Annotated in this window: 24 protein-coding genes; 12 read left to right on the top strand and 12 right to left on the bottom strand. The window is 54.7% G+C overall.

The window, feature by feature from the left end; genetic code table 11:
• Positions 1–50: 50 nt before the first annotated feature.
• The 6 genes from rbfA (at position 51) to AAGR08_RS16220 (ending at position 7,356) form a co-directional block, all read left to right on the top strand.
• Complete coding sequence (rbfA, locus tag AAGR08_RS16245) at positions 51–458, top strand: 30S ribosome-binding factor RbfA (protein ID WP_007886693.1); 408 nt, start codon at positions 51–53, stop codon at positions 456–458.
• Positions 458–1,402 carry a tRNA pseudouridine(55) synthase TruB gene (gene truB / locus AAGR08_RS16240; protein ID WP_097095083.1) on the top strand — a complete coding sequence of 315 codons (945 nt, stop codon included), beginning with the start codon at positions 458–460 and terminating at the stop codon, positions 1,400–1,402. The genes rbfA and truB overlap by 1 nt, the downstream gene beginning before the upstream one ends.
• A gap of 133 nt (positions 1,403–1,535) precedes the next feature.
• A complete protein-coding gene (gene rpsO, locus AAGR08_RS16235; protein ID WP_036620269.1) occupies positions 1,536–1,805 on the top strand; it encodes a 30S ribosomal protein S15 in 270 nt (89 codons plus the stop codon).
• Positions 1,806–2,115: 310 nt separating this feature from the next.
• Positions 2,116–4,254: a polyribonucleotide nucleotidyltransferase gene (pnp, locus tag AAGR08_RS16230; RefSeq protein WP_097095082.1), complete on the top strand. Its 2,139-nt coding sequence runs from the start codon at positions 2,116–2,118 to the stop codon at positions 4,252–4,254.
• 129 nt (positions 4,255–4,383) lie between these two features.
• Positions 4,384–5,268: a lipoprotein NlpI gene (gene nlpI / locus AAGR08_RS16225; protein ID WP_008104288.1), complete on the top strand. Its 885-nt coding sequence runs from the start codon at positions 4,384–4,386 to the stop codon at positions 5,266–5,268.
• A gap of 177 nt (positions 5,269–5,445) precedes the next feature.
• Positions 5,446–7,356, top strand: coding sequence for a DEAD/DEAH family ATP-dependent RNA helicase (locus AAGR08_RS16220; RefSeq protein WP_097095081.1), 1,911 nt, complete (start codon positions 5,446–5,448; stop codon positions 7,354–7,356).
• Between the two features lie 68 nt (positions 7,357–7,424).
• On the opposite strand, the gene AAGR08_RS16215 is transcribed toward AAGR08_RS16220, so the two are convergent.
• Positions 7,425–8,171, bottom strand: a complete 747-nt coding sequence (locus AAGR08_RS16215; RefSeq protein WP_097095080.1) for a glucose 1-dehydrogenase — start codon at positions 8,169–8,171, stop codon at positions 7,425–7,427.
• Between the two features lie 183 nt (positions 8,172–8,354).
• Between AAGR08_RS16215 and AAGR08_RS16210 the strand changes: the two genes are divergently transcribed.
• Complete coding sequence (locus AAGR08_RS16210; protein ID WP_097095079.1) at positions 8,355–9,272, top strand: AraC family transcriptional regulator; 918 nt, start codon at positions 8,355–8,357, stop codon at positions 9,270–9,272.
• Between the two features lie 3 nt (positions 9,273–9,275).
• Here the strand turns inward: AAGR08_RS16210 and AAGR08_RS16205 are convergent, their stop codons facing one another.
• The 3 genes from AAGR08_RS16205 to AAGR08_RS16195 form a co-directional block, all read right to left on the bottom strand.
• Positions 9,276–10,286 (bottom strand): luciferase-like monooxygenase, encoded by a 1,011-nt coding sequence (locus AAGR08_RS16205; RefSeq protein WP_097095078.1) that lies wholly within the window; start codon positions 10,284–10,286, stop codon positions 9,276–9,278.
• 117 nt (positions 10,287–10,403) lie between these two features.
• On the bottom strand, positions 10,404–11,288 hold the full coding sequence (locus AAGR08_RS16200) for a U32 family peptidase (RefSeq protein WP_345827358.1): 885 nt from the start codon (positions 11,286–11,288) through the stop codon (positions 10,404–10,406).
• Positions 11,289–11,297: 9 nt separating this feature from the next.
• A complete protein-coding gene (locus tag AAGR08_RS16195) occupies positions 11,298–12,293 on the bottom strand; it encodes a peptidase U32 family protein (RefSeq protein ID WP_097095076.1) in 996 nt (331 codons plus the stop codon).
• 203 nt (positions 12,294–12,496) lie between these two features.
• On the opposite strand from AAGR08_RS16195, the gene AAGR08_RS16190 reads away from it, so the two are divergent.
• Both AAGR08_RS16190 and AAGR08_RS16185 read left to right on the top strand, forming a co-directional pair.
• On the top strand, positions 12,497–13,021 hold the full coding sequence (locus tag AAGR08_RS16190; RefSeq protein WP_097097601.1) for an SCP2 domain-containing protein: 525 nt from the start codon (positions 12,497–12,499) through the stop codon (positions 13,019–13,021).
• Entirely contained in the window at positions 13,015–13,521 is a 507-nt protein-coding gene (locus AAGR08_RS16185) for an N-acetyltransferase (protein ID WP_097095075.1), read from the top strand. Before AAGR08_RS16190 ends, AAGR08_RS16185 begins: the two co-directional genes overlap by 7 nt.
• Here AAGR08_RS16185 and AAGR08_RS16180 read toward each other — a convergent pair.
• Complete coding sequence (locus AAGR08_RS16180) at positions 13,505–13,792, bottom strand: GIY-YIG nuclease family protein (RefSeq protein WP_345827357.1); 288 nt, start codon at positions 13,790–13,792, stop codon at positions 13,505–13,507. The genes AAGR08_RS16185 and AAGR08_RS16180 overlap by 17 nt on opposite strands.
• Before the next feature lie 80 nt (positions 13,793–13,872).
• Here AAGR08_RS16180 and AAGR08_RS16175 point away from each other — a divergent pair, with 80 nt between their 5' ends.
• A complete protein-coding gene (locus AAGR08_RS16175; RefSeq protein ID WP_345827356.1) occupies positions 13,873–14,298 on the top strand; it encodes a YhbP family protein in 426 nt (141 codons plus the stop codon).
• A 38-nt stretch (positions 14,299–14,336) separates the two neighbouring features.
• Here AAGR08_RS16175 and AAGR08_RS16170 read toward each other — a convergent pair whose 3' ends face one another.
• Complete coding sequence (locus tag AAGR08_RS16170; protein ID WP_345827355.1) at positions 14,337–14,858, bottom strand: type 1 glutamine amidotransferase domain-containing protein; 522 nt, start codon at positions 14,856–14,858, stop codon at positions 14,337–14,339.
• A gap of 236 nt (positions 14,859–15,094) precedes the next feature.
• On the opposite strand from AAGR08_RS16170, the gene AAGR08_RS16165 reads away from it, so the two are divergent.
• The gene (locus tag AAGR08_RS16165; protein WP_345827354.1) at positions 15,095–16,129 is read left to right on the top strand and encodes a permease; all 1,035 of its coding nucleotides are present in this window, start codon (positions 15,095–15,097) and stop codon (positions 16,127–16,129) included.
• On the opposite strand, the gene nrdG is transcribed toward AAGR08_RS16165, so the two are convergent.
• Both nrdG and nrdD read right to left on the bottom strand, forming a co-directional pair.
• Positions 16,070–16,588 (bottom strand): anaerobic ribonucleoside-triphosphate reductase-activating protein, encoded by a 519-nt coding sequence (gene nrdG, locus AAGR08_RS16160; RefSeq protein WP_345827353.1) that lies wholly within the window; start codon positions 16,586–16,588, stop codon positions 16,070–16,072. The genes AAGR08_RS16165 and nrdG overlap by 60 nt on opposite strands.
• Complete coding sequence (gene nrdD / locus AAGR08_RS16155) at positions 16,585–18,723, bottom strand: anaerobic ribonucleoside-triphosphate reductase (protein WP_097095069.1); 2,139 nt, start codon at positions 18,721–18,723, stop codon at positions 16,585–16,587. The genes nrdG and nrdD overlap by 4 nt, the downstream gene beginning before the upstream one ends.
• Positions 18,724–18,990: 267 nt before the next feature.
• On the opposite strand from nrdD, the gene AAGR08_RS16150 reads away from it, so the two are divergent.
• Positions 18,991–21,375, top strand: a complete 2,385-nt coding sequence (locus AAGR08_RS16150; protein ID WP_097095068.1) for a family 20 glycosylhydrolase — start codon at positions 18,991–18,993, stop codon at positions 21,373–21,375.
• A 77-nt stretch (positions 21,376–21,452) separates the two neighbouring features.
• Here AAGR08_RS16150 and ridA read toward each other — a convergent pair whose 3' ends face one another.
• The 4 genes from ridA to argF all read right to left on the bottom strand — a co-directional run bounded on the left by ridA (position 21,453) and on the right by argF (position 24,580).
• A complete protein-coding gene (gene ridA, locus AAGR08_RS16145) occupies positions 21,453–21,839 on the bottom strand; it encodes a 2-iminobutanoate/2-iminopropanoate deaminase (RefSeq protein ID WP_061718232.1) in 387 nt (128 codons plus the stop codon).
• Between the two features lie 79 nt (positions 21,840–21,918).
• Positions 21,919–22,383, bottom strand: a complete 465-nt coding sequence (pyrI, locus tag AAGR08_RS16140; protein ID WP_097095067.1) for an aspartate carbamoyltransferase regulatory subunit — start codon at positions 22,381–22,383, stop codon at positions 21,919–21,921.
• Positions 22,384–22,394: 11 nt separating this feature from the next.
• Positions 22,395–23,330 carry an aspartate carbamoyltransferase gene (gene pyrB, locus AAGR08_RS16135; protein WP_345827352.1) on the bottom strand — a complete coding sequence of 312 codons (936 nt, stop codon included), beginning with the start codon at positions 23,328–23,330 and terminating at the stop codon, positions 22,395–22,397.
• Positions 23,331–23,572: 242 nt separating this feature from the next.
• Positions 23,573–24,580, bottom strand: a complete 1,008-nt coding sequence (gene argF, locus AAGR08_RS16130; RefSeq protein WP_345827351.1) for an ornithine carbamoyltransferase — start codon at positions 24,578–24,580, stop codon at positions 23,573–23,575.
• Positions 24,581–24,659 lie beyond the last annotated feature (79 nt).

Genomic DNA, 24,659 nt, shown 5'->3' with positions numbered 1-24,659 from the left:
TTGCAATTTGGGAGGCCTCTGGCCTCCCGAATTATTTGGGAGAAAGAATAATGGCAAAAGAATTTGGCCGCCCACAGCGCGTTTCTCAGGAGTTGCAGAAAGAGATTGCAATCATCCTGCAGCGCGAAATTAAAGATCCGCGTCTTGGAATGATGGTGACAGTTTCGGGTGTTGAAGTCTCCCGCGATCTGGCTTATGCCAAGGTGTTTGTGACCTTTTTAAATGACAAAGACGAAGAAGCGGTGCAAAACGGGCTGAAGGCGCTGAAAGAAGCCTCTGGTTATATTCGCACGCTGGTAGGTAAAGCGATGCGTTTACGTATCGTGCCGGAACTGACCTTCTTCTACGACAATTCGCTGATTGAAGGCATGCGCATGTCGAACCTGGTCAGCAATGTTATCAAGAGTGATGTTGAGCGTCGTGGCGATAGCCCGGCGGAAGATGACAAGGAGGACTAATGAGTCGTCCTCGTCGTCGCGGTCGCGACGTCCACGGTGTGTTTCTGCTGGATAAGCATCAAGGCGCATCCTCCAATGATGTACTGCAGAAAGTAAAACGCCTGTTTAATGCGAATAAAGCGGGCCACACCGGCGCGCTTGATCCGCTGGCAACCGGCATGTTGCCGGTATGCCTCGGTGAAGCCACCAAGTTTTCGCAGTATCTGCTCGATTCTGACAAGCGCTATCGCGTCATCGCTCGTCTTGGTGAACGTACCGATACGTCAGATGCCGACGGTAATATTGTTGAAACGCGTGCAATTACGTTCAATCAGGCTGAGCTAGATGCAGCGCTGGAGTATTTTCGCGGCGACACCATGCAGGTGCCGACCATGTTTTCCGCGCTGAAGTATCAGGGACGTAAGTTGTATGAGTACGCGCGTGAAGGCATTACCGTGCCGCGTGAAGCACGTCCGATCAAAGTGTTCGAACTGCAGTTTATTCGCTGGGAAGGGGATGAGCTGGAACTAGAGATTCATGTCTCTAAAGGCACTTACATCCGTACCATCATTGACGATCTCGGTGAGAAGCTTGGTTGTGGTGCGCATGTGATCATGCTGCGTCGTTTGCAGGTGGCACGTTATCCCATTGAAAGAATGGTGACGCTGGAGCAGCTGCAGGAAGTGGCCGCCACCGTCAACATGGCGGTACCGCCGGATTACAGCGCGCTTGACGCGTTATTGCTACCAATGGATAGCCCGGCTGAAGAGTTCCCAATTGTGAATCTCTTGCCTGCTGTGGCGGCCTATTTCAAGCAAGGAATGCCGGTTCAGGTGGCAGATGCGCCGGAACAAGGCTTGGTGCGCGTGACCGAAGGTGATGAGCACAAATTCATTGGCATGGCCGAAATTGCTGATGACGGGCGCGTGGCGCCGCGTCGTCTGGTGGTAGAATTTCCTGCATAATCAAGCGACTCAAATCTGACGTAACGGCGCATTTGCGTTGCTATCAGGCGAAGAGTAGAATGGCGCGGCTTTAAAAGCGGGCTGCTGAATTAGAGATCGGCACCCATACATTCATTTATTACTGGAGTTTATTATGTCTCTAAGCGTAGAAGCTAAAGCAGAGATCGTTGCTAAATACGGTCGTGGTACCAACGACAGCGGTTCAACTGAAGTTCAGGTTGCTCTGCTGACTGCTCAGATCAATCACCTGCAGGGTCACTTCTCTGAGCACAAGAAAGATCACCACAGCCGTCGCGGTCTGCTGCGCATGGTATCTCAGCGTCGTAAGCTGCTGGACTACCTGAAGCGTAAAGACGTTGCACGTTACACCGGTCTGATCGAAAGCCTGGGTCTGCGTCGCTAAGTCTGAAGAATCTGATCAAGGGTGTAGCGCATCCAGTATGCAAAAAAACGCATCTGACGATCAGATTTGTGCGAGTTTCGCGAAAAGGGGGCCTTGATGGCCCCTTTTTTCGAGCAATCCGCAGCAATCCGGACCAAACTCATGTATTGTTGCAGAGAGCGATCTTTGCTTGCAGAGGTTCGCGCGGCTAATGAGAGGCTTTACCGCAAGGGCGGTTAAGGTTGTCATTAGTCGCGAGGATGCAACTGAAGATCGGTAATCCCCGGCGCGCCATAATAGGCTGCGCCCCCCGAATTTAAGGACTTAAATTTTGCTGAACCCGATCGTACGCAAATTCCAATATGGTCAGCATACCGTCACGCTGGAAACCGGCATGATGGCGCGCCAGGCTACCGCAGCAGTAATGGTGAGCATGGATGACACGGCTGTATTTGTTACCGTTGTTGGCCAGAAAAAAACGAAACCAGGTCAGGATTTCTTCCCGCTGACGGTTAACTATCAGGAGCGTACTTACGCTGCTGGTCGTATCCCGGGTAGTTTCTTCCGTCGTGAAGGCCGTCCAAGCGAAGGCGAAACCCTGATCTCACGTCTGATTGACCGTCCAGTTCGTCCGCTCTTCCCGGAAGGCTTCATCAACGAAGTGCAGGTCATTGCGACCGTTGTTTCTGTAAACCCACAAGTTAACCCGGACATCGTGGCGATGATCGGTGCTTCTGCAGCGTTAGCGCTGTCTGGGCTGCCGTTCAATGGTCCAATCGGTGCTGCTCGCGTGGGTTATATCAACGATCAGTACGTTCTGAACCCAACTGCCGATGAGATCAACGAATCTCGTTTGAACCTGGTGGTTGCCGGTACGCAGAATGCGGTGCTGATGGTTGAATCTGAAGCAGACATCCTGACTGAAGAGCAGATGTTGGGTGCCGTGGTCTATGGCCACGATCAGCAGCAGATCGTAATCGAAAACATCAATGCGCTGGTTGCTGAAGCCGGTAAGCCACGTTGGGATTGGCAGCCATTGCCAACTAACGATGCGTTGATCGCACGCGTTACTGCATTGGCAGAAGCAGGCATCAGCGATGCTTACCGCATCACCGACAAGCAAGAGCGTTACACGCAGGTTGGCGCGGTTAAAGACGCGACCATCGCCGCTCTGCAGGCTGAAGACGAAACCCTGGATGCAGGCGACATCGCTGACATCGTGCATGACCTCGAGAAAAGCGTTGTGCGTAGCCGTATTATCCGTGGCGAACCGCGCATCGATGGTCGTGAAAAAGATATGATTCGCGGCCTCGACGTGCGTACTGGCGTACTGCCGCGCACGCACGGTTCTTCACTGTTCACCCGTGGTGAAACGCAGGCGCTGGTTACCGCAACGCTGGGTACCGCGCGTGACGCGCAGAATCTGGATGAGTTGATGGGCGAGCGTACTGATAGCTTCCTGTTCCACTACAACTTCCCTCCGTACTGCGTGGGTGAAACCGGTATGGTTGGCTCACCGAAGCGTCGTGAGATCGGTCACGGCCGTCTGGCGAAGCGTGGCGTGCTGGCAGTAATGCCTAAGCAAGCTGATTTCCCATACACCGTACGTGTTGTGTCTGAAATCACCGAATCAAACGGTTCCTCTTCAATGGCTTCTGTGTGTGGTGCTTCTTTGGCACTGATGGACGCAGGTGTACCGATCAAAGCAGCCGTAGCCGGTATTGCTATGGGGCTGGTCAAAGAAGCTGACAACTTTGTGGTTCTGTCTGACATCCTGGGTGACGAAGATCACCTCGGCGACATGGACTTCAAAGTTGCGGGTAGCCGCGAGGGTATCACCGCGCTGCAGATGGATATCAAAATCGAAGGTATCACCCGCGAAATCATGCAGGTTGCTCTGAACCAGGCGAAGGGTGCACGTCTGCATATCCTGAGCGTGATGGAACAGGCAATCAGCACGCCGCGTCAGGAAATCTCTGAGTTCGCGCCGCGCATTTACACCATCAAAATCAGTTCAGACAAGATCAAAGATGTTATCGGTAAAGGCGGCTCGGTTATCCGTGCGCTGACCGAAGAAACCGGTACTACCATCGAAATCGAAGATGATGGCACCGTGAAGATCGCTGCAACTGATAGCCTGAAAGCCAAAGAAGCCATTCGCCGCATCGAAGAGATCACTGCTGAGATCGAAGTTGGCCGCGTTTACTCTGGCAAAGTGACACGTATCGTTGATTTCGGTGCCTTCGTGGCCATTGGCGGCGGTAAAGAAGGTTTGGTTCATATTTCTCAGATCGCCGATAAGCGCGTTGAAAAAGTGACCGACTACCTGCAGATGGGCCAGGAAGTTCCAGTGAAAGTCATGGAAGTGGACCGTCAGGGCCGTGTACGCCTGAGCATCAAAGAAGCGACAGAGCAGAAACCAGCGGAAGAAGTTGCTACCGCTGCCACTGATGCATCTGACGCCGAGTAAGCGTTTACCGATTGGCCTCTCCCTGCTTTGCGGGGAGAGGTATTTAGATCATCGCGAGGGCGGGAATCCTTGTGCACAGCAGGAGGATGACAGGATGGTTGTCCCAATGTTTGTATTCGGGAGTGGGAAATGAAGCCTTTTTTGCGCTGGTGTTTTGTTGCGACAGCTATCACGCTGGCAGGATGCAGCAACTCCAATTGGCGTAAGAACGAAGTTCTGGCAGTACCTTTGCAGCCCACACTGCAGCAAGAAGTCATTCTTGCGCGCATGGAACAAATTCTTGCCAGTCGTGCCCTTACCGATGATGAACGCGCACAGCTGTTATATGAGCGCGGAGTGTTGTATGATAGTTTGGGTCTGAGGGCATTAGCGCGGAACGATTTTTCGCAAGCGCTGTCTATAAGACCAGATATGCCTGAGGTATTTAACTATCTCGGTATATACTTAACGCAGGCAGGCAATTTTGATGCTGCCTATGAAGCGTTTGATTCTGTACTTGAGCTTGATCCAACTTACAACTATGCGCATTTAAACCGTGGTATCGCCCTCTATTACGGCGGTCGATACAAGTTAGCGCAAGATGATCTGCTGGCGTTTTATCAAGACGATCCTAACGATCCTTTCCGCAGCCTTTGGCTCTATCTCGTTGAAAGCGATATGGATGCCGACAAGGCGAAAGTTACGCTGAGACAGCGTCATGACAAAGCGGTCCGGGACCAATGGGGATGGAATATTGTCGAGTTCTACCTTGGCGACATCAGTGAAAAAACATTGATGGAACGTCTCAAGGCGGACGCAACGGATAACACCTCGCTCGCTGAACATCTCAGTGAAACCAACTTCTATTTAGGTAAGTACTACCTAAGTCTGGGGGAGAAGGACGACGCGAAAGCGTTGTTCAAACTGGCGGTGGCCAACAACGTAAACAACTTTGTTGAACACCGATACGCATTGTTGGAACTGGCGCAACTCGGCCAGACACAAGACGATTTATCAGAATCTGACCAGCAATAGCTGACGAACTTTTATTGCCTGAATACCTGTAAAGTCATCATCTTCAGAGATGAGGGCTTTTCTGTTCGTCAAAACTTCTAATTTGAGCCGGTTCACACTTTTTGATGAAAATGACTGAAAGTTTTCACGACGAGTTATGTAGACTGGCCGCCGCAATCTAAGAGGCACGTGTACTACATGACTGATATTCAAACCACTTTTGCTGACCTTGGCCTGAACGCCGACATCCTCGAATCACTGAACGGTATGGGCTACGTTAAGCCTTCTCCAATCCAGGCTGAGTGTATTCCTCACCTGCTGGCTGGCCGTGATGTGTTGGGTATGGCGCAGACCGGTAGTGGTAAAACCGCGGCATTCTCATTGCCGCTGCTAAACAACATTGATCCTACTGTTAAAGCACCGCAAATTTTGGTGCTGGCACCGACCCGCGAATTAGCGGTACAGGTTGCTGAAGCCGTCACAGAATTCTCTAAACACATGCGTGGCATTAACGTTGTTGCCCTGTACGGTGGCCAACGTTATGACGTGCAGCTGCGCGCACTGCGTCAGGGACCACAAGTGGTAGTGGGTACCCCTGGTCGTTTGCTGGATCACCTGAAACGTGGCACGTTAGATCTGTCTAACCTGCGCGGTCTGGTGCTGGACGAAGCTGATGAAATGCTGCGTATGGGCTTCATCGAAGACGTTGAAACCATCATGGCGCAGATTCCAGACGGTCATCAGACCGCGCTGTTCTCAGCAACCATGCCAGAAGCGATTCGTCGTATCACCAAACGCTTCATGAAAGATCCGCAGGAAGTGCGTATCCAGTCAAGCCTGACTACGCGCCCAGACATTTCTCAGTCTTACTGGACCGCATATGGCCGTAAAACTGACGCGCTGGTTCGCTTCCTGGAAGCTGAAGATTTCGATGCAGCCATCATCTTCGTACGTACTAAAAATGCCACGCTAGAAGTGGCCGAAGCGCTTGAGCGCAGCGGTTATAACAGCGCAGCACTGAACGGTGACATGAACCAGGCACTGCGTGAGCAGACGCTGGAGCGTCTGAAAGATGGTCGTCTCGACATTCTGATCGCTACCGACGTAGCCGCACGTGGTCTGGACGTGGAACGCATCAGCCTGGTGGTAAACTTTGACATCCCAATGGATGCTGAATCTTACGTTCACCGTATTGGTCGTACTGGCCGTGCTGGTCGTGCTGGTCGCGCACTGCTGTTCGTTGAGAACCGCGAGCGTCGTCTGCTGCGCAACATTGAACGCACCATGAAGCTGACCATTCCAGAAGTTGAGCTGCCTAACGCAGAGCTGCTGGGTGAGCGTCGCCTGGCTAAGTTCGCGGCTAAAGTACAGCAGCAGCTGGAAAGCAGCGATCTGGACATGTATCGCGCACTGCTGAGCAAAATGCAGCCGGGTGAAGATCTGGATATCGAAACACTGGCCGCAGCACTGCTGAAAATGGCTCAGGGCGAACGTCCACTGATTCTGCCACCAGAAGCACCGCGTCCAGCACGTCGTGAATTCAGCGATCGTCCTGACCGTGGTGATCGCCGCGATTCACGTGATTCTCGTGGTCCACGCGAAAGCCGTGACAGCCGCGATGGTGACCGTCCTCGTCGTGAACGTCGTGACGTTGGCGAAATGCAGCTGTACCGCATTGAAGTGGGCCGTGATGATGGTGTTGAAGTGCGTCACATTGTTGGCGCGATCGCTAACGAAGGCGACATTAGCAGCCGTTACATCGGCAACATCAAGTTGTTCGGTACCCATTCAACCATCGAGCTGCCGAAAGGTATGCCGGGCGAAGTGCTGCAGCACTTCACTCGTACGCGTATTCTGAACAAACCGATGAATATGCAGTTGATGGGTGATGCACCGGTGCATGAGCGTAGCGAACGTCGTCCTGCCGGCGGCGAACGTCGCGGTAACGGTGCTCCGCGTGATGGCGCACCACGTGGCGAAGGCGCTCCACGTCGCTTCTCCGATCGTCGTGAAGGCGGCCGCGAAGGCGGACGCTTCAGCCGTGAAGGTGGTCGTGGCCCACGTCGTGAAGAGGGTGCAGCCGCTGCACCACGTCGTCGTGACGCATAAGCGATAAACGCTTAAAGTAAAAAGGGACGCGAAGGCGTCCCTTTTTTTATGCATGTGGAAAGTAAGCTTTACACGCCGCCAGCAATCAGCACGCGTTCACCACTCACGTAAGCTGACTCTTCAGAAGCCAGAAATAGCGCCACCTGTGCCACATCTTCTGGTAAACCAAAGCGCCCAAGCGGTGTGGCGGCAATTAACTGCGCCTTCAACTCCGGGTGCATCTTTTTAGCAGCCAGCAAACCTTCGGTCAAAATGATGCCGGGCGCTAACGCATTGACGCGGATATTGCGCGGCCCCAGTTCTCGAGCCAGGCCTTGTGTCAGCGTGTCAATCGCACCCTTCGTTGCCGCCCACAGCACCGAGCCGGGCGTGCTGCGCTGGCTGTTGAGCGCGCTAAGGTTGATGATGGATCCGCCGCGCGCCGGAAAGTGATGTGCCGCCTGTTGGCATACCAGCAGAGTGCCAAGCAAATTCACATTGAGCTGCTGCTGCATCTCGCCAACGCTGAGATCGGCAAAATCACCATGGTGGAAAATACCGGCATTGTTCACCACAATATCTGGCGCGCCAAACTGCTCAATGCTGCTAGCGAACAAGCGCTGCACATCGGCCTGGCGTGAGATATCAGCCTGAACGGCGATGGCATCGCTTCCCAGCGCCTGGATGTCTGTCACCACATCCGCCGCGCCAACTTCGTCCTGAAGATAATTCACTACTACCCGAGCACCGGCCGCCGCGAAAGTCATGGCGATGGCGGCACCAATGCCTTTCGAAGCGCCCGTCACCAGCGCAATTTTGCCTTCAAGTGTTTTCATCGTGTCTCTCCACCTGAGATTTCGGGGAAGATAAAGCATGCGCTTTCCTTACAATCTGGCGGTAGCGCAATCCTGCAAGCTTTTTGCACGATCCTGCAAATCTACTGCTCAAGGACTAGGCGAAGCTGATGCAAAAAGCGAGAATACTCGCTCAGTGAATTCTCATGGTGGAGCGCGCATCGCATGATTCATCAGGAACAGTGGCAGCAACTGGTAGCGAAAATTGCTCACCACGCGCCGGAAGATGGCCGACATAATAGCCCGATCGATTTTCTCTCGTTTGGCCGCAGTTCAAAACCCACCAGTTTGGCGCACATCGCCACCTGGGCAAGTTTTGCGCTGGTAGCGCAAGGGCAAAAAGCGCTGCGCATGGGCGACGATGTCATGCATTACGGACCGGGCGATTTATTACTGGTGACGCTCGATATGCCGGTGCAATCCTGCGTGGTGATGGCAACGCCAGAAAAACCCAATCTGGGCGTTGGCATTACCATCAACGAAGCGCGTCTGATGCGTTATCTGGAGCACTTTCCACACCATCATGTTGGCACCAATTCAATAAGCGAGCGCGGTATTACCGTGCATAAAGTCGCGCCGCCGTTGGTGGATGCGGTAATGCGTTTGATTGAGTTATTGGATCAGCCGCAGGACATCACCGCGCTGGCGCCATTAATTGAGCAGGAGATTTTTTATCGTCTGCTTACCGGGCCAGAAGGCCCGCGCATTCTCAATATGGCGTTGACGGAGCGACCCGGCAACAAAGTGGCCCGCGCCGCGCGCTGGCTGCGCGAGAACTTTCATCAGCCGCTGAAAATGGACCAGCTGGCAAGCAGCGTAGGGATGAGTATCTCTTCGCTGCATCATCACTTTAAGGCGGTGACGGCGATGACGCCGATGCAGTATCAAAAGCAGCTGCGTCTGAACGAGGCACGTCGCTTGATGCTGATTGAGAAGCTGGATGCCGGAACGGCGGGCTATCGGGTAGGTTATCAGAGCGCATCGCAGTTCAGTCGCGAGTACAGCCGCTTTCACGGCCAGTCGCCAGCGCGAGATGTGCGCATGATTGCGGTGGGGCCAGAAGGTTTTTACCCACCGCAATAACAGTTACAGCGTGCGTGCAGCTTCCATCGCCAGTGCGAATGAACGCAGACGCGCCTGCGTATCGAAAATCTGGCCATTGACCATGATCTCATCCGCCTGAGTTTCGCGCATCAGCGCCGCGAGGCCATTTCGTACTTTATCGCTGTCACCGACAATCGACATACTCAACGCTTGCTGCACGCCATATTGTTCAGAGGGCGACCACAGATTATCCATGTTCTCCACGGGAGCCGGTAGCGGACCCGGTTTTCCACGGCGTAAATTAATAAACTGCTGCTGCATTGACGTGAAGAGGAAGCGCGCATCACGCTCGCTATCGGCGGCGACCACGTTGACGCACACCATGGCATACGGCTTAGCTAAACGCGCGGAAGGTTTAAATTTCTCGCGATAAAGATGCAATGCCTGGAACAACAGGTCCGGCGCAAAGTGTGAAGCAAAGGCGAAAGGCAGGCCGAGCTGTGCGGCTAACTGTGCGCTGTACAAGCTAGAACCGAGCAGCCATACGGGAATTTTTAGCCCTAATCCTGGCACCGGTTGTACCGGCGGATGTTCGCCTTCTTCGGCGTCAAACCAGCGAATCAGCTCTGATACATCTTCCGGGAAACTATCGGCTTGTGCGCTGGAGAGATGGCGACGCAATGCCAACATGGTGCGCTGGTCCGATCCGGGGGCGCGGCCCAATCCGAGATCGATACGGCCAGGATAGAGAGATTCAAGGGTACCAAACTGTTCGGCAATCACCAGCGGCGCATGGTTTGGCAGCATAATACCGCCTGAGCCAAGACGAAGCGTGTTGGTATTTGCGGCTAAATAACCAATTAATACGGAGGTTGCAGCGCTGGCAATCCCGGTCATGTTGTGATGTTCAGCCAGCCAGTAGCGGTGAAAACCAAGGGCTTCAGATTGACGAGCCAGCGCCAGTGAATTGTGGAACGCGTCGCGCGCTGCGGAACCTTGCGGAATCGGAGCCAAATCCAATACGGACAGGCGAACAGTTTTTTTCTCAGACATGGGTACTCCAGATAAGGATGGCGCAGGTGTTTAATCTTACCTGCACCAGTGAGTATTACTCATCGATACCCATATTAAAACTGCTAATAACAGCACGAATATAGCCGGAATGTGCCTTTACCTGCCGCCTTCCAGTTCCATACCGGCCAGACGACGCCAATAACCGTTACTGTCACTGCCTCGCGCCATCATCAGCGGTGCCTGTCCGGCTTCATTCGCACGGAAGCGATCCACTTCACCTAGCGTACTTTCGCCCTGTGGCGACAGACGTACGATGTCGACCCAGTTATGCATGCCCGTTAAATCATTGCCGAGGTTGTAGCAGTAACCGCTCATCGTCTGAATGCCGTTCAGCACAAACACCTGCTGGCCTTCCTGCGATAGTACGCGGCGGCCGGTGGGATGGTTAATGCAGCAGGTTTGGCAATCATCTTTAGCGCGATTCTCGGCGCGCGCGGTGAAGCAGCGTGCCGACAGCGCCAGCGGCAAATGGCCGTAGCCGAGGACTTCCACCTCAAACTTATCGCGTACGCCAGCAGCGTCGCACTGTTGCAGCAGCTGAATTAGCCAGTCGCGTGACATTTCCACAGGAATACACCAGCGCGTCATCCCTTCTTTCAGTAACAGCTGCAGCGTTTGCGCGTTGTACACATTGAGCGTGGGACCGGCGACAAACGGTAATTGGCGTTCCGCCGCCATGTTCACGGTTCCCATGTCATTGGCTTCAAGCAGGAACTCACCGTTTTCGACATAGCGCCGCAGCTCTTTCACCTCTGAAGGCGACTGCAGCAGGGCCAGCGTGCTCAACACCACCTGCTTGCCGTGCTGCGCCAGCATGCGCGCCATCTCCATCCATTGGTTGAATGAGGTAGCGCGCCGCTTGCTGCAAACGGCTTCACCGAGATAAACGATTTCGGCGCTGCTTGCGGCGGCACGTTGATAAAAGGTTTCCAGGGTTGCGGTTGGCCAGTACCACAGCACCGGCCCGATAGCGTATTTCATGCGATCTCCTTATTGCCAGTCGCGGTGATAAGCACCCAGCGTGGTTTGGCTACCTTCGGACAATTCGCCGAGTGCCTGCATCCACGGCTCCTGCACCACATAGTGCTCCGGCGATGCCATACAGCGATCGATAGCCTGGCGCCACACTTTAGCCACCTGCGCCACATACGCCGGGCTGCGCTGACGGCCTTCGATTTTCACCGAGGCAATGTTGGCGCGCAGCAGTTCAGGCAGCAGCGATAGCGTGTTCAGGCTGGTAGGCTCTTCCAGCACGTGATAGCGCTGGTTATCCACTTCGTAACGGCCTTTACACAGCGTGGGATATCCCGCGCTTTCGTTGGGCGCGTAACGATCAATCAACACTTCATTAAGGCGTGATTCCATCCCCTTCGGCGTTTGCTGCCAGCGTACAAATTTCGCCGGAGAGCAGGCTCCTGCGCTATTCGGCGACTCACCGGTCAGCCAGGATGAGAGGTAGCAGCGGCCTTCAGCCATGATGCACAGGCTGCCAAAGGCGAACACTTCGAGCGGTACCGGTGTCTCGCGCGCCAGCTGTTTCACCTGATGCATCGACAGCACGCGCGGCAGCACCACGCGGCTAAGCTGAAAATGGCGATGATAAAAATGAATGGCTTGCAGATTGGTGGCGGAGGCCTGCACGGAAAGATGGCGTTCGACCTGCGGATAATGTTTTGCTGCATATTCAAGCGTAGCGATATCGGCCAAAATCAGCGCGTCTGCTCCGTTCTGGGCGGCAACGTCAATCGCCGTCTGCCAGCGATTCATGCCATCGGGATGCGCAAACGTGTTGATCGCCACGTGCAGTTTTCGGCGATGCTGGTGCAGATAGCGTGCAGCCTCGGCCAGTTTCTTATCGGTAAAATTGAGGCCAGCAAAGTGGCGGGCATTGGTATCGTCTTTCAGGCCGACATACACCGCGTCAGCACCATGCTCCACCGCCGATTTCAGCGCAGGCAAATTCCCCGCTGGACACAGCAGTTCCATACATTTTCCTCCCCGGATTCTTAAGCCGAAGAGTGTAGATAACTGCCTTCACGATAATGTTGATTTAAGGCAGTGAAAGCGCCATTGATGATCGGGAGTGAAGCATTTTCGACCAGTTGTGAAACGATTTACTTGATCTCAGTGGAGGCGAAGCCTGGCGATTGTGGCAAAATAGATGAAATTTTCTGAAGGGAATGTCGATGATGTTTGCGCGCTTACGTGGTTTGATTGTTGAAAAAGGACCAGAATTCCTAGCCTTACCGGTTTCTATCACTCCGTTCCCGTTGAAAAAAGCCATTCTGCAACAACTCTTAAACTGGCAATTTCGTCATGCTTTGTCCGAAGGTGAGTTAGACTTTCTGGAAGGGCGCTTTCTGGGAATCGAGATTGCCGATGTCAATCTACGCTGGATCACCACCCTGCAAGCAGGGCGCCTGACCGTTTCGCGCGACACCGAAGCTGATGTCTGGTTTCGCGGCGAAGCCAACGATCTGTTGCTGGTAGCAGCACGCAAAGCGGATCCCGATATGTTGTTCTTTCAACGCCGGTTGGTGATTGAAGGTGACACGGAGCTGGGTCTGGAGGTGAAGAACCTAATGGATGCCATTGAACTGGATGCCATGCCCACGCCTTTACGCACGGGGTTGCAGCAGCTGGCTGCTTTTATTGAAGCAGGAATGAAACAGGACGCGAAGGCCGCTGAGGCGCGCGCGGGGATCTCATGTTAATTCGTACTGAAATTGGCGTTGATGCCGCAGGCATCGATAGCCTGTTAAGGCGCAGTTTTGCTACCGCGGCCGAAGCGGAATTAATTCAACAACTGCGCGAAGATGGCTTGCTTACTCTCGGCGTTGTCGCCACGGATGATGAAGGTCAGGTGCTGGGTTATGCCGCTTTTAGCCCGGTGACCTTGCAAGGTGAAGACCGTAACTGGGTCGCTTTGGCCCCGCTCGCCGTGGATGAATCGGTGCGTGGGCAAGGGCTGGCTAAAAAACTGGTGTACGAAGGATTGGATTCACTCAACGAGTTCAGCTATAGCGCTGTGGTGGTGCTGGGCGATCCTGAGTTCTACAATCCGCTCGGTTTTGAGCCCGCTGCGCGTCATGGTTTGCACTGTCGTTGGTTAGGCAGCGAAGCCGCTTTTCAGGTGTACAAACTGGCAGACGACGCGTTTGTCGGCGTGGAAGGGTTGATCGAATTCGCGCTGCCGTTTAATCGTCTCGACTAAACCAGGTTATCAGGCAGGGCGGCTGCTGCGCAACCAGCTGCAGTTTCTGTGCGCGGCTTAGCTGCTTAACCTGATATTCCAGGCGCGAAGCCGCAGCCCTGTCACCCGCATCACAGTGAAAAACCAGCGTCAGCGGACCTTTGCCACGCAGCGAGCGTGCTCCGCGCCCCTGCTGATGTTGCTGCAAACGGCGATTAACGTCAGTGGTAATGCCGGTATAAAGCATGCCAGCGGCAGTTTGTAGCAGATAAAGCTGCCAGCGCTGTTCCATAATACTCATCTCAAAAAATAGCTGGCAGGCAGTGTAGCGCGCTTCAGTCCTCACTGCTATTTGCCATACGGAGTCGCACTTTGTCTGACCTTTCCCATCTGATTCGCTATCTGAAGAAGCAGCACGTGCTCTCGCTTTGTGCGACTAGCGGCGACGAGAGTTGGTGTGCTAACTGTTTTTACGTGTTTGATGAAACGAGCATGGCATTCTGGCTGATGACTGAGCTGGAAACCCGTCATGGCCAGTTAATGCAGATGAATCCACGTATTGCGGGCACCATTAATGGCCAGCCGAAAAGTGTGCTGTTGATTAAAGGCGTGCAGTATCGTGGTCAGATTACGCAGCTGAGTGGAGAACGGGAGGCGATAGCGCGCCGTGCCTATCAAAAGCGTTTTCCGGTGGCGAAAAAAGTCACTGCACCGCTGTGGGAGATCACGCTCGACGAAGTGAAGATGACCGACAATGCGCTGGGATTTGGTAAGAAGATAATATGGACAAAGTCGTAGGGGCGCCATTTATGGCGACCCCAATGCGAAAGAAGAGTTTAAGCAGCGTTCAAAATGCGCAGCGATTCGCGATTAAACGCGGGCAGATCCTCTGGCGTGCGGCTGGTCACGAGCTTGTCGTCATCCACCACCACTTCTTTATCATAAAAATCCGCACCGGCATTGCGCAGATCAATGGCGATAGCTTTTACACAGGTCATTTTGCGGCCACGTACGCCGTTGGCACTGATCAGCAGCTGCGGGCCATGACAAATGGCAAAGATCGGTTTGCCGCTGGCCACAAACTCTTTGGTGAAGTTGACAAAACGATCGTCGCCGCGTAAGGCGTCGGGCGAGTGTCCACCTGGCAGCAGCAGTGCATCGAATTCTGCCGCGCTGACATCATCGATGTCTTTATCGATTTTGACCTCGGCTTTGCCCTGTTTACCTTTGACGATTTTACCGGCTTGCATCTCAATGGTGACCACTTCGTGTCCGGCCTTGGTATAAGCCTCCGCCGGTGAGGTAAACTCTGAGTCTTCAAATTCATCGGTAATCAGTACCGCTATTTTCTTGCTCATCTTTTTCCTCCTTGCTGATTCCGAACGGGTGTTCGTTACATAACTCACCCACAAGCCTGGTCGCCATGGCGAAAAATGCAAGCCAGCCGGCTGAACGCAACCGAGGTAAATTTCCGAGATGGATCAAGTTTGCACCGTTTGAATATGGCAGATTCGAAAGACCTGCATAACAATGCGGTCTCTTCAGCGCGTCTCCCGGCGCGGTAATCGTTATTCAGTTGAATACGGAATCTGTTATGACTCAATGTATCCCCTCAGCATCGGCAGCACGCTTTGCCTGGTGGAAACCGCTGCTGTTTCTGGCCGTGGTGGTCATCGGCCTATGGTATGTCAAATGGCAGCCCTATTACGGTAAAGCTTTTACTGCCGCTGAAACCCACTCGATCGGTAAATCGATCCTGGCCAATGCGGCTGACTCGCCGTGGCGCGCGGCGCTCGATTACGCCATGGTCTATTTTCTTGCGGTATGGAAAGCGGCAGTGCTGGGTGTGATTCTGGGTTCGCTGGTGCAGGTGCTGGTTCCGCGCAGCTGGCTGATGCGTTTGATGGGCGACTCGCGCTTCGGCTCTACGCTGGTCGGCACCGGTCTGGGCTTGCCGGGGATGATGTGCAGCTGCTGTGCGGCACCGGTGACCGCTGGCTTGCGTCAGTCGCAGGTTTCGAGCGGCGCGGCGATGGCGTTTTGGCTGGCGAATCCGTTACTCAACCCGGCAACGCTGATTTTTATGGGCTTTGTGCTCGGCTGGAACGTTGCGGCCATTCGGCTGGTGGCGGGTCTGATCATGGTGTTGGGTATCGCCTGGCTGGTGCAACGCAGCGTGCCCGATCACGCCGTTGCTGCGCCCGTCACGGTTACTCACGATGAACAGCCGTTTCTGACACGCTGGCTGCGGGTGATGTGGCGATTGTTCTGCAACACCATTCCGCTGTATATCGTCGCGGTATTGTTGCTTGGAGCTGCACGAGTTTGGCTGTTTCCGCATGCTAATGGTGCGGTGGGCAATACGCTGATCTGGGTGATGTTAATGGCGATTGCGGGCTGCTTGTTTGTGATTCCCACCGCTGCAGAAATCCCGATTGTGCAGACTATGATGTTAGCGGGCATGGGAATTGCGCCTGCGCTGGCGTTGCTAGTGACGCTGCCCGCCGTCAGTGTGCCGTCTTTATTGATGTTGCATCGGGCATTTCCCGCCCGTGCGTTGTGGATCGCGCTAATCGGCGTGGCCTGCAGCGGGATGCTGCTCGGCGTGCTCGGCTTGTGGCTGGCGTAGCCACCACATTTTCTGATTGCGGCTGCCGCGCCACAGCAGCCGCGCATCTTTCTCTGCCTCAATAAAACGTCCGTCGATCAGCACGTCAATCTCATCCAGCACTTCGCGCTGCGCATCGCTAAGCTCTGCCATTTCGTAACCGGTCCACAGCCAGATATCCTTATCCGGACATTCACGCCGCACGCGCTTCACCAGGCGGCGAATATGCGGCACGTTATGCGGATGCAGCGGATCGCCACCGCTCAGTGACAATCCCTGGCGTGGAATCCGCCGATCGTTAAGATCGGCAATCAGCTGCTCTTCCATCTCCAGCGTAAAGGGCACGCCAGAATCCACTCGCCACGTGCTCTGGTTATAGCAGCCGCGACACTGATGCTCGCAGCCCGCTACAAACAGCGTGCAGCGGGTGCCGGGTCCATTAACAATATCGACGGGATAGTAGCGGTGGATGCGCATCATCCCAGTTGTCCTGTCTCCAGATGTTTGACGCGGCGCTGTACCTCTTCCTGCTTACCGGCATTAAATGGACGCGCGTCCGGACTGCCGAGATAGCCGCACACGCGACGCGTCACCGAAACGCGCGCCGGGTCGTGATTACCGCAGCATGGGCAGGTAAAGCCTTTGCTGGTACAGCTGAACTCGCCGCTAAAGCCACATTCGTAGCACTCATCAATCGGCGTGTTGGTGCCGTAATAGGGCACGCGGTGATAGCTGTAATCCCACACGTCTTCCAGCGCTTTGAGATTGTGCTGGATGTTGGGATATTCGCCGTAACAGATGAAACCGCCGTTGGCGATGGCCGGATAGGGTGCTTCAAAGTCGATCTTGTCGTAAGGATTGACCTTTTTCTCGACGTCGAGATGGAAGCTATTGGTGTAATACCCTTTATCGGTCACGCCGGCGACTACGCCAAACTCAGCGGCATCGAGACGGCAGAAGCGATCGCACAAATTCTCGCTCGGCGTGCTGTACAAACTGAAGCCGTAACCAGTTTCGGCTTTCCATGCATCCACCGCGTTGCGCAGATGCGTCACAATCGCCACGCCTTTTTCACGCAGATAATCCGCATCATAAGGATGTACTTCGTTGCCGCTCAGCGCGTTCAGCGTTTCGTGCAGGCCAATATAGCCAAGGGAAATGGATGCGCGACCGTTGCGGAAAATGGCGCCGACTTCGTCATCGGCTTTCAGCCGCACGCCGCAGGCACCTTCCATATAGAGAATGGGCGCTACGCGCGCTTTGGTTTTTTCCAGCCGGGCAATGCGCGTCATTAATGCACGTTTCGCTAGCGCCAAGCGTTCATCCAGCAGTAGCCAGAACTGCGCATCATTACCTTTCGCTTCCAGCGCGATACGTGGCAGGTTCAGGCTGATCACCCCAATATTGTTGCGGCCTTCATGAATTTGTTCGCCGTTCTCCTCGTAAACGCCCAGGAAGCTACGGCAGCCCATCGGCGTTTTAAATGAGCCGGTGACCTCCACCACTTTCTCGTAGTTAAGGATGTCGGGGTACATGCGCTTGCTGGCGCACTCCAGCGCCAGTTGCTTGATATCATAATTAAAATCCCCCTTGCTGCGATTAACGCCTTCGCGAATAGCAAACACCAGTTTCGGGAAGACGGCGGTTTTGTGATTTTTGCCCAGCCCGGCGATGCGGTTACGCAGGATCGACTGTTGAATCAGGCGTGCTGCCCAATCTGTGCCGAGACCGAAGCCGAAGGTGACAAAGGGCGTCTGGCCGTTGGCGGTGTGCAGCGTATTCACTTCGTATTCCAGAGACTGAAACGCGTCATAGCACTCTTTCTCGGTACGAGCCCGAGCGTAGGCTTCGGCATCAGCAATTTGCCACTCCTGCGCGACCGCGCGGTGTTTTTCCAGACTGAGAGTGACGAACGGTGCCAGCACTTCATCAATGCGGTTGATGGTGGTACCGCCATAAATATGGCTGGCAACCTGGGCAATAATCTGCGCGGTGACCGCCGTGGCGGTAGCGATCGATTTGGGCGGCTCGATTTCGGCATTACCCATTTTGAAACCGTTGGTCAGCATGCCGTGCAGATCGATCAGCATGCAGTTAAACATCGGGAAGAAGGGGGAGTAGTCGAGATCGTGATAGTGAATTTCCCCGCGCTCGTGCGCCAATACCACATCGCGCGGCAGTAGTTGCTGCTGCGCATAGTGTTTAGCAACGATCCCTGCCAGCAGATCGCGCTGCGTTGGGATCACTTTGCTGTCTTTGTTAGCATTTTCATTGAGCAAAGCGGCGTTAGTTTGTTCAACCAGCCCACGGATAGCGTGATGCAGTTTGCCACGCTGCTCGCGTGCCAGGTCACGATCGTGACGGTATTCGATATAAGCGCGCGCCAATTGCGGCCAGCGGCCACTCATCAACGTCTCTTCTACTGCGCACTGAATATCGCGTATATCCACTTCCGCGTGCGCAGCAAGCTGCTGGCTCACCTGTTTAGCAACCTGTTCGCACCATGCCGTATCGTCGATCTGTGCTGCACGCGCGGCAGCCTGCACTGCCGCTTCAATTCGCTGCGCATCAAACGGCACTCTGCAACCGTCACGCTTAATCACCACCGTCGCCATCTTCTCTCCGTAGAACTACATATTGATGTTTTAAGGAGTTTAACCGCTATATGTGGTGCTTAAGGGAGAATTAATCACCTACTGTTTGACCTACAGCAAAGAAGCCACAACGAAGATTGAAAGCCGCGCAATCGTTAACCCCGCTAAAATGAAAAAGTTTTAACCCGTCCAGATTTCAGCCTGCTATCACTTGCTTTGCAACGCGAAACAGGTTTAATGAGCCTTTTGCCCAATTTGGTCCGTCGTTTCATTTACAAGGATGCCTACATGCTGTTGCAAAGAACGTTGCTTGCCTGTTGTTTATCCATGACTTTTTCAACTTTCGCCGCACCCGCAGGCGATCTCCCTTTAATGCCATGGCCGCAGAGCGTTGAGCAGCCTAGCACTGGCGGCGCCTATGCGTTGACACCGCAATTTACGCTACATATTACGGGCGATCATCTGGAGGGAACCGAAGCGCGCTGGCGCGCGCGCATTGCACGGCAAACTGGCTGGCCGCTGTTGCCAGACAGCGCCTCCAGCGATCACCCCAGCATCCAGGTGCAAATTGCCCAGGCGGTTGATCCCCTTCCGCAGCCGGACAGCGACGAAAGCTATCATCTCGTGGTCAACAGCGCAGGCGTATTATTAAAAGCCAATACGCGGTTTGGTGCGATGCGCGGCATGGAAACGGTGCTGCAGCTGATCGAAAACACCGAAAGCGGGACGCAAATTCCTTACGTTACCATTGACGACAAACCGCGTTTTCCATGGCGCGGTGTACTGATTGATTCGGCGCGTCACTTCCTGCCGATTGAAACCGTGAAGCGGCAAATCGATGGCATCGCGGCCGCGCGCATGAATGTGTTTCACTGGCACTTAACCGACGATCAAGGTTGGCGCTTTGCCTCCAGCCACTATCCACAGCTGCAGGAGAAAGCCAGCGACGGCTTGTACTATACGCAGCAGCAGATGCGCGATGTGGTGCGCTATGCCACGCAGCGCGGCGTGCGCGTGGTGCCGGAAATCGATCTGCCGGGTCATGCGTCGGCGATTGCGGTGGCGATGCCTGAACTGATGAGCGCGCCGGGGCCGTATCAAATGGAGCGTGGCTGGGGCGTGTTTAAGCCGCTGCTCGATCCCAGCAACGAAGCGGTGTTCCGCTTTATCGACACCTTGATGGGCGAAGTGACGGCGATCTTCCCGGATCCCTATGTGCACATTGGCGGCGATGAGGTTGATCCCACGCAGTGGGATGATTCGACGCGTATTCAGCAATTTATGCGCGATCGCGGCCTGAAGGATACGCATGCGCTGCAGGCCTGGTTTAACCAGCGCGTCGAAAAAATCCTCGAAGCGCACCAGCGCCGCATGATTGGGTGGGATGAGGTTTACCATCCGGATCTGCCGAAAAGCATTCTGATTCAATCGTGGCAAGGCCAGGACGCACTTGGCACCGTGGCGCAAAATGACTTCCGCGGCATTCTTTCCACCGGGTTTTATCTCGATCAGCCGCAAACCGCCGCCTATCACTATCGCAACGAGCCCTGGCCACAAGGCCTCAACGGTGCGGATCAGCTGCAATCCGGCGAGCAGGCTCAGAGCTGGCAGTTCACCATGCCACGCCTGAAAGGCAGTGCGCTAAAAGGCAGTTTTACCCTGATTGAAAGTAAAAACGGCTGGCGCGGCTTTATTGATTTCAGCGGCAAAGCGCGTCGTATGGTCAGCGATATCCGCTGGCTCTCACCAACGCAGCTGACGTTCAGTGTTGATACGTGGATGGGACCTTTCCAGCCGATGGTGACGCTGACGCAAGACAAGCTGACCGGCTATATGCTGGTGGGCAACGTACGTTACCCAGCAGAAGGCAGCAAGTTGACGCAGGTACCAAAAGGTATTGCGCCATCGCTGCCTACGCCTGAACAGGTGCAAAATAATCTGATTGGCGGTGAAGCGGCGCTGTGGGCGGAGAACGTCAATAGTCGGGTGATCGATACGCGCCTGTGGCCGCGTGCCTTTGTGGTGGCCGAGCGATTGTGGTCTGCAAAAGATGTCACCGACAGCGATAACATGTATCGGCGTTTGAGCGCCGTGGAACGCTGGGGCACGATTTCGGTGGGCTTGCAGCAGCATCAGCAAGCGGAAGTGCAGATGATGCGGCTGGCAAACAGCAGCGACATCACGCCGCTGCGCGTGCTGGCCGAAGTGCTTGAACCGGCGCAATACTACACGCGGCAACATCTGAAATTCCAGGCGGGGCATTACGACTACTTTGAACCCTTGAACCGGTTGGCAGATGTGCTGCCCGCCGAGAGCAACGCGGTGCGCTTGCTGGATAAACAGGTCGATCGCCTGATTGCTAACCGCACGGATCACGCGGCGGCACATGCGATCCGCCAGCAACTGCAGCGCTGGCAGAACAACAGTGATGCGGTGATGCCGTTGGTTTTGGGCAATTATCAACTCAAGCCGCTACAGCAGCAGGTGCAGCAGGTTGCTCAGCTGAGCCGAATGGGGCTGGATTTGGTGAACGCGCTGGAGCGTAATCAGGCGTACGGTGCGGGTGAGGTCGCGCAGATGCATGCGCAGCTGGACGCCGCAGCGCAGGTGCAGGATGAAACTGTGCTGGCGCTAGTCAGGCCGCTGGAGAAGCTGCTGCGATCGTTTAAATAGCGGAGGTCGCCATGAATGGCGACCCTCTGAAAGGCACGAAGAGTTGTAGGGTGCGCATTGATGCGCACCCTTAACAATCAACGGCGTACCGCGATCGCCTCAATCTCAATCTTCACATCTTTCGGCAGGCGCGCCACTTCCACGCAGGAACGCGCTGGGAAGCTGGCGTTGTGCTCGGTGAAGAACGCTTCATACGTCGCGTTCACCGTGGCGAAGTCATTCAGGTCTTTCACAAACACGGTGGTTTTCACAATGTCGCCCACTTTCAGGCCGGCGGCTTCAACAATCGCCTTCACATTTTCCAGCGACTGACGCGCCTGTGCAGACACGTCATCTGCCACGGCGCCGGTGGCCGGATCAACCGGAATCTGGCCAGAAGTGATGATCATACTGCCGAGATCCACGCCCTGCACGTAAGGGCCAATCGCTGCCGGTGCGTTTGAGGTACTGATTTCGCGAGACATTGTTTCTCCTTAATAAGTGCGCGGCCGACCGATGTCCGCCGCGAAATTGCTCGCCCCATTATAGGGACGACGTGGGCGATTACCAGTGACCGAGCACCACGTGGCGCGCAAACTCTTTCTCACAATATTTGCACTTCAGGTGCACATCATCCGCACGCTTTTTCACCGCAAAGCTGGTGAACACCGGCTCGTTACGGCTGATACAGTTGCTGTTTGGGCAAGTCAGCACGCGATCGATACGATCCGGCAAGGTTGGGGCGATCTTGGCCACCACTTCGTATTCATCAATGCGGTTAACCGTAGCGAGCGGAGCATATACCGCTAGCTGGTTGATCTGATCGTCCGTCAGGAAAGTATTCTCAATTTTGATCAGATCCTTGCGCCCCATTTCGCCCGACGGCAAATTGAGGCCGATGGTGATGCGCTGATCGGTTTCAGTCAGGCGGAACAGCGAGAGTAACTTAAAGCCAACCTGCGCGGGAATATGGTCAATCACCGTGCCGCGTTTGATGGCTTCAACCTGCAGTTTATTATCGTGAGTCATCGGTTTACTCCTTACAGTGCCAGTTCGCTATTGAGTACCAACGCCAGCAGTGCCTGGCGGGCGAAGATGCCGTTACCGGCCTGCTGAAAATACCAGGCATGCGGCGTGCTATCGACATCGGTGGTGATCTCATCGATACGTGGCAGCGGATGCAGCACTTTCATGTTATCGCGCGCACCGACCAAATCGGCGGCGCGCAGGATGAACTGCGCTTTGACGTTGGCATATTCCGACGGATCGAGGCGCTCTTTTTGCACGCGCGTCATATAGAGAATATCGAGTTGTGACATCACTTCTTCGATGGTGTCGTGGCGCGACCAGGCAATGTTCTGCTCATCCAGCATATCGGTGATGTACGACGGCATCGCCAGCGCATCGGGGGCGATAAAGAAGAAGCGGTTGCCGTCAAACTTCGCCAGCGCCTGCGTCAGTGAATGCACGGTGCGGCCATATTTGAGATCGCCAACCATCGCCACATTCAGGTTATCCAGGCGGCTTTGCGTTTCGCGGATGGTGAAGAGATCGAGCAGCGTTTGCGTCGGATGCTGGTTGGCACCGTCACCGGCATTAAGTATCGGAATGCCGCCGGAAAATTCGGTCGCCAGACGCGCCGCGCCTTCCTGCGGATGTCGCATCACAATGGCATCTACGTAAGTACCAATCACCGAAATGGTATCGGCGAGGGTTTCGCCTTTCTTACCGAGCGAGGTGTTGCTGCCATCCGCAAAGCCGACCACCGACGCACCGAGGCGATGCATCGCAGTTTCAAACGACAGGCGCGTACGCGTTGAAGCCTCAAAGAAGCAGCTGGCGATAACGTTGTGTTTCAGCAGCTCCGGCTGAGGATGCGCTTTGAGCTGGGCGGCAGTATGCAGCACCAGCTCCAGCTCGTCGCGGTTGAGATCGTTAATGGAAATGATGTGCTTGCGATATAGCGGGTTGGCCATAGCGTTCTCCTCTGCGTTGCCGGATTGCGGACAAAAAAAAGCCCCTGCTTAAGGGGCTTTTTTGACGATCGATTGATGACGGAAAGAAACAGGTGCGCCGCCCGCTGTCAGGCGTCGTGGAGCGTCAAGTTGTGCGCTGCGCTGTTGCATGTTTCCTCCGGCAAATTGGGCCGCATTATACGCATTCACTGATTTGCAGCAAGCAAATATCTCGCGCGAGGTAAACGTTTGCTTCGGTGTATTTATCGCTTACCCAACGTTGCAACCATCACCGCTTTGATGGTGTGCATGCGGTTTTCTGCCTGATCGAACACGATGCTGTGCGCCGATTCAAACACCGCATTACTCACTTCCATGCCATCCTGCAAACCGTACTGTTCCGCCATCTGGCGGCCCAAGGTGGTTTTGTCATCATGGAAAGCCGGTAAGCAGTGCAGGAACTTCACCTGCGGATTACCGGTCAGTGCCAGCATGGCGCTGTTCACCTGATACGGACGCAGCAGGGCGATGCGATCTTCCCACACCGATTTGGCTTCGCCCATCGACACCCATACATCCGTATAGATGAAGTCGGCACCTTGCACGCCTTCGGCGATATCTTCGGTCAGCGTGATTTTACCGCCGGTTTGCTGGGCGGCCACGCGGCATTGTTCTACTAATTCCGCTTCCGGCCAGCAACCTTTTGGCGCCACCAGACGCAGATCAAGACCCACCAGCGCCGCGGCTTCCAGCATGCTGTTGCCCATGTTGTTGCGCGCATCGCCAACGTACACCAGCGTCATTTCATTCAGCGATTTGCCGGGCAGATGTTCCTGCATGGTCAGCAGATCGGCCAGCAGCTGCGTTGGGTGAAACTCGGTGGTGAGGCCGTTCCACACCGGCACGCCAGCGAACTCCGCTAAAGTTTCCACCAGTTCCTGGCCGTAGCCGCGATACTGGATGCCGTCATACATACGGCCCAGCACGCGCGCGGTGTCTTTCATCGACTCTTTGTGGCCTATTTGGCTACCGCTCGGACCAAGATAGGTGACGTTAGCGCCCTGATCGTAAGCGGCAACTTCGAAAGAGCATCGGGTACGAGTCGAGTCTTTTTCGAAGATGAGCGCGATGTTTTTGCCTTTCAGGTACTGCGTTTCGCTGGCATTTTTCTTGGCGTGTTTTAATTCACCTGCCAGACTCAGCAGAGAATCGATTTCGGCTGGGGTAAAATCCAGCAATCTCAGGAAATGTCTTTGATGTAGCTGACTCATACAGCGCTCCGGATACTCGCATTAAAATGAATTAAAATTCAATTTAACCGTATGAATATTCATTTTCAACCCCGCCGTT

Source organism: Pantoea sp. BRR-3P (assembly GCF_039621635.1).
Classification (GTDB): domain Bacteria; phylum Pseudomonadota; class Gammaproteobacteria; order Enterobacterales; family Enterobacteriaceae; genus Pantoea; species Pantoea floridensis.
The sequence above is the reverse complement of the archived record's forward strand: the minus strand, read 5'-3'. Positions and strand labels throughout refer to the sequence as shown.

Bases quoted from the DNA above. Each gene is read 5' to 3' on its own strand.
- rbfA (WP_007886693.1), top strand. From the start codon at position 51: ATGGCAAAAGAATTTGGCCGCCCACAGCGCGTTTCTCAGGAGTTGCAG.
- truB (WP_097095083.1), top strand. From the start codon at position 458: ATGAGTCGTCCTCGTCGTCGCGGTCGCGACGTCCACGGTGTGTTTCTG.
- rpsO (WP_036620269.1), top strand. From the start codon at position 1,536: ATGTCTCTAAGCGTAGAAGCTAAAGCAGAGATCGTTGCTAAATACGGT.
- nlpI (WP_008104288.1), top strand. From the start codon at position 4,384: ATGAAGCCTTTTTTGCGCTGGTGTTTTGTTGCGACAGCTATCACGCTG.
- AAGR08_RS16220 (WP_097095081.1), top strand. From the start codon at position 5,446: ATGACTGATATTCAAACCACTTTTGCTGACCTTGGCCTGAACGCCGAC.
- AAGR08_RS16215 (WP_097095080.1), bottom strand. From the start codon at position 8,171: ATGAAAACACTTGAAGGCAAAATTGCGCTGGTGACGGGCGCTTCGAAA.
- AAGR08_RS16210 (WP_097095079.1), top strand. From the start codon at position 8,355: ATGATTCATCAGGAACAGTGGCAGCAACTGGTAGCGAAAATTGCTCAC.
- AAGR08_RS16205 (WP_097095078.1), bottom strand. From the start codon at position 10,286: ATGTCTGAGAAAAAAACTGTTCGCCTGTCCGTATTGGATTTGGCTCCG.
- AAGR08_RS16200 (WP_345827358.1), bottom strand. From the start codon at position 11,288: ATGAAATACGCTATCGGGCCGGTGCTGTGGTACTGGCCAACCGCAACC.
- AAGR08_RS16195 (WP_097095076.1), bottom strand. From the start codon at position 12,293: ATGGAACTGCTGTGTCCAGCGGGGAATTTGCCTGCGCTGAAATCGGCG.
- AAGR08_RS16190 (WP_097097601.1), top strand. From the start codon at position 12,497: ATGTTTGCGCGCTTACGTGGTTTGATTGTTGAAAAAGGACCAGAATTC.
- AAGR08_RS16185 (WP_097095075.1), top strand. From the start codon at position 13,015: ATGTTAATTCGTACTGAAATTGGCGTTGATGCCGCAGGCATCGATAGC.
- AAGR08_RS16180 (WP_345827357.1), bottom strand. From the start codon at position 13,792: ATGGAACAGCGCTGGCAGCTTTATCTGCTACAAACTGCCGCTGGCATG.
- AAGR08_RS16170 (WP_345827355.1), bottom strand. From the start codon at position 14,858: ATGAGCAAGAAAATAGCGGTACTGATTACCGATGAATTTGAAGACTCA.
- AAGR08_RS16165 (WP_345827354.1), top strand. From the start codon at position 15,095: ATGACTCAATGTATCCCCTCAGCATCGGCAGCACGCTTTGCCTGGTGG.
- nrdG (WP_345827353.1), bottom strand. From the start codon at position 16,588: ATGATGCGCATCCACCGCTACTATCCCGTCGATATTGTTAATGGACCC.
- nrdD (WP_097095069.1), bottom strand. From the start codon at position 18,723: ATGGCGACGGTGGTGATTAAGCGTGACGGTTGCAGAGTGCCGTTTGAT.
- AAGR08_RS16150 (WP_097095068.1), top strand. From the start codon at position 18,991: ATGCTGTTGCAAAGAACGTTGCTTGCCTGTTGTTTATCCATGACTTTT.
- ridA (WP_061718232.1), bottom strand. From the start codon at position 21,839: ATGTCTCGCGAAATCAGTACCTCAAACGCACCGGCAGCGATTGGCCCT.
- pyrI (WP_097095067.1), bottom strand. From the start codon at position 22,383: ATGACTCACGATAATAAACTGCAGGTTGAAGCCATCAAACGCGGCACG.
- pyrB (WP_345827352.1), bottom strand. From the start codon at position 23,330: ATGGCCAACCCGCTATATCGCAAGCACATCATTTCCATTAACGATCTC.
- argF (WP_345827351.1), bottom strand. From the start codon at position 24,580: ATGAGTCAGCTACATCAAAGACATTTCCTGAGATTGCTGGATTTTACC.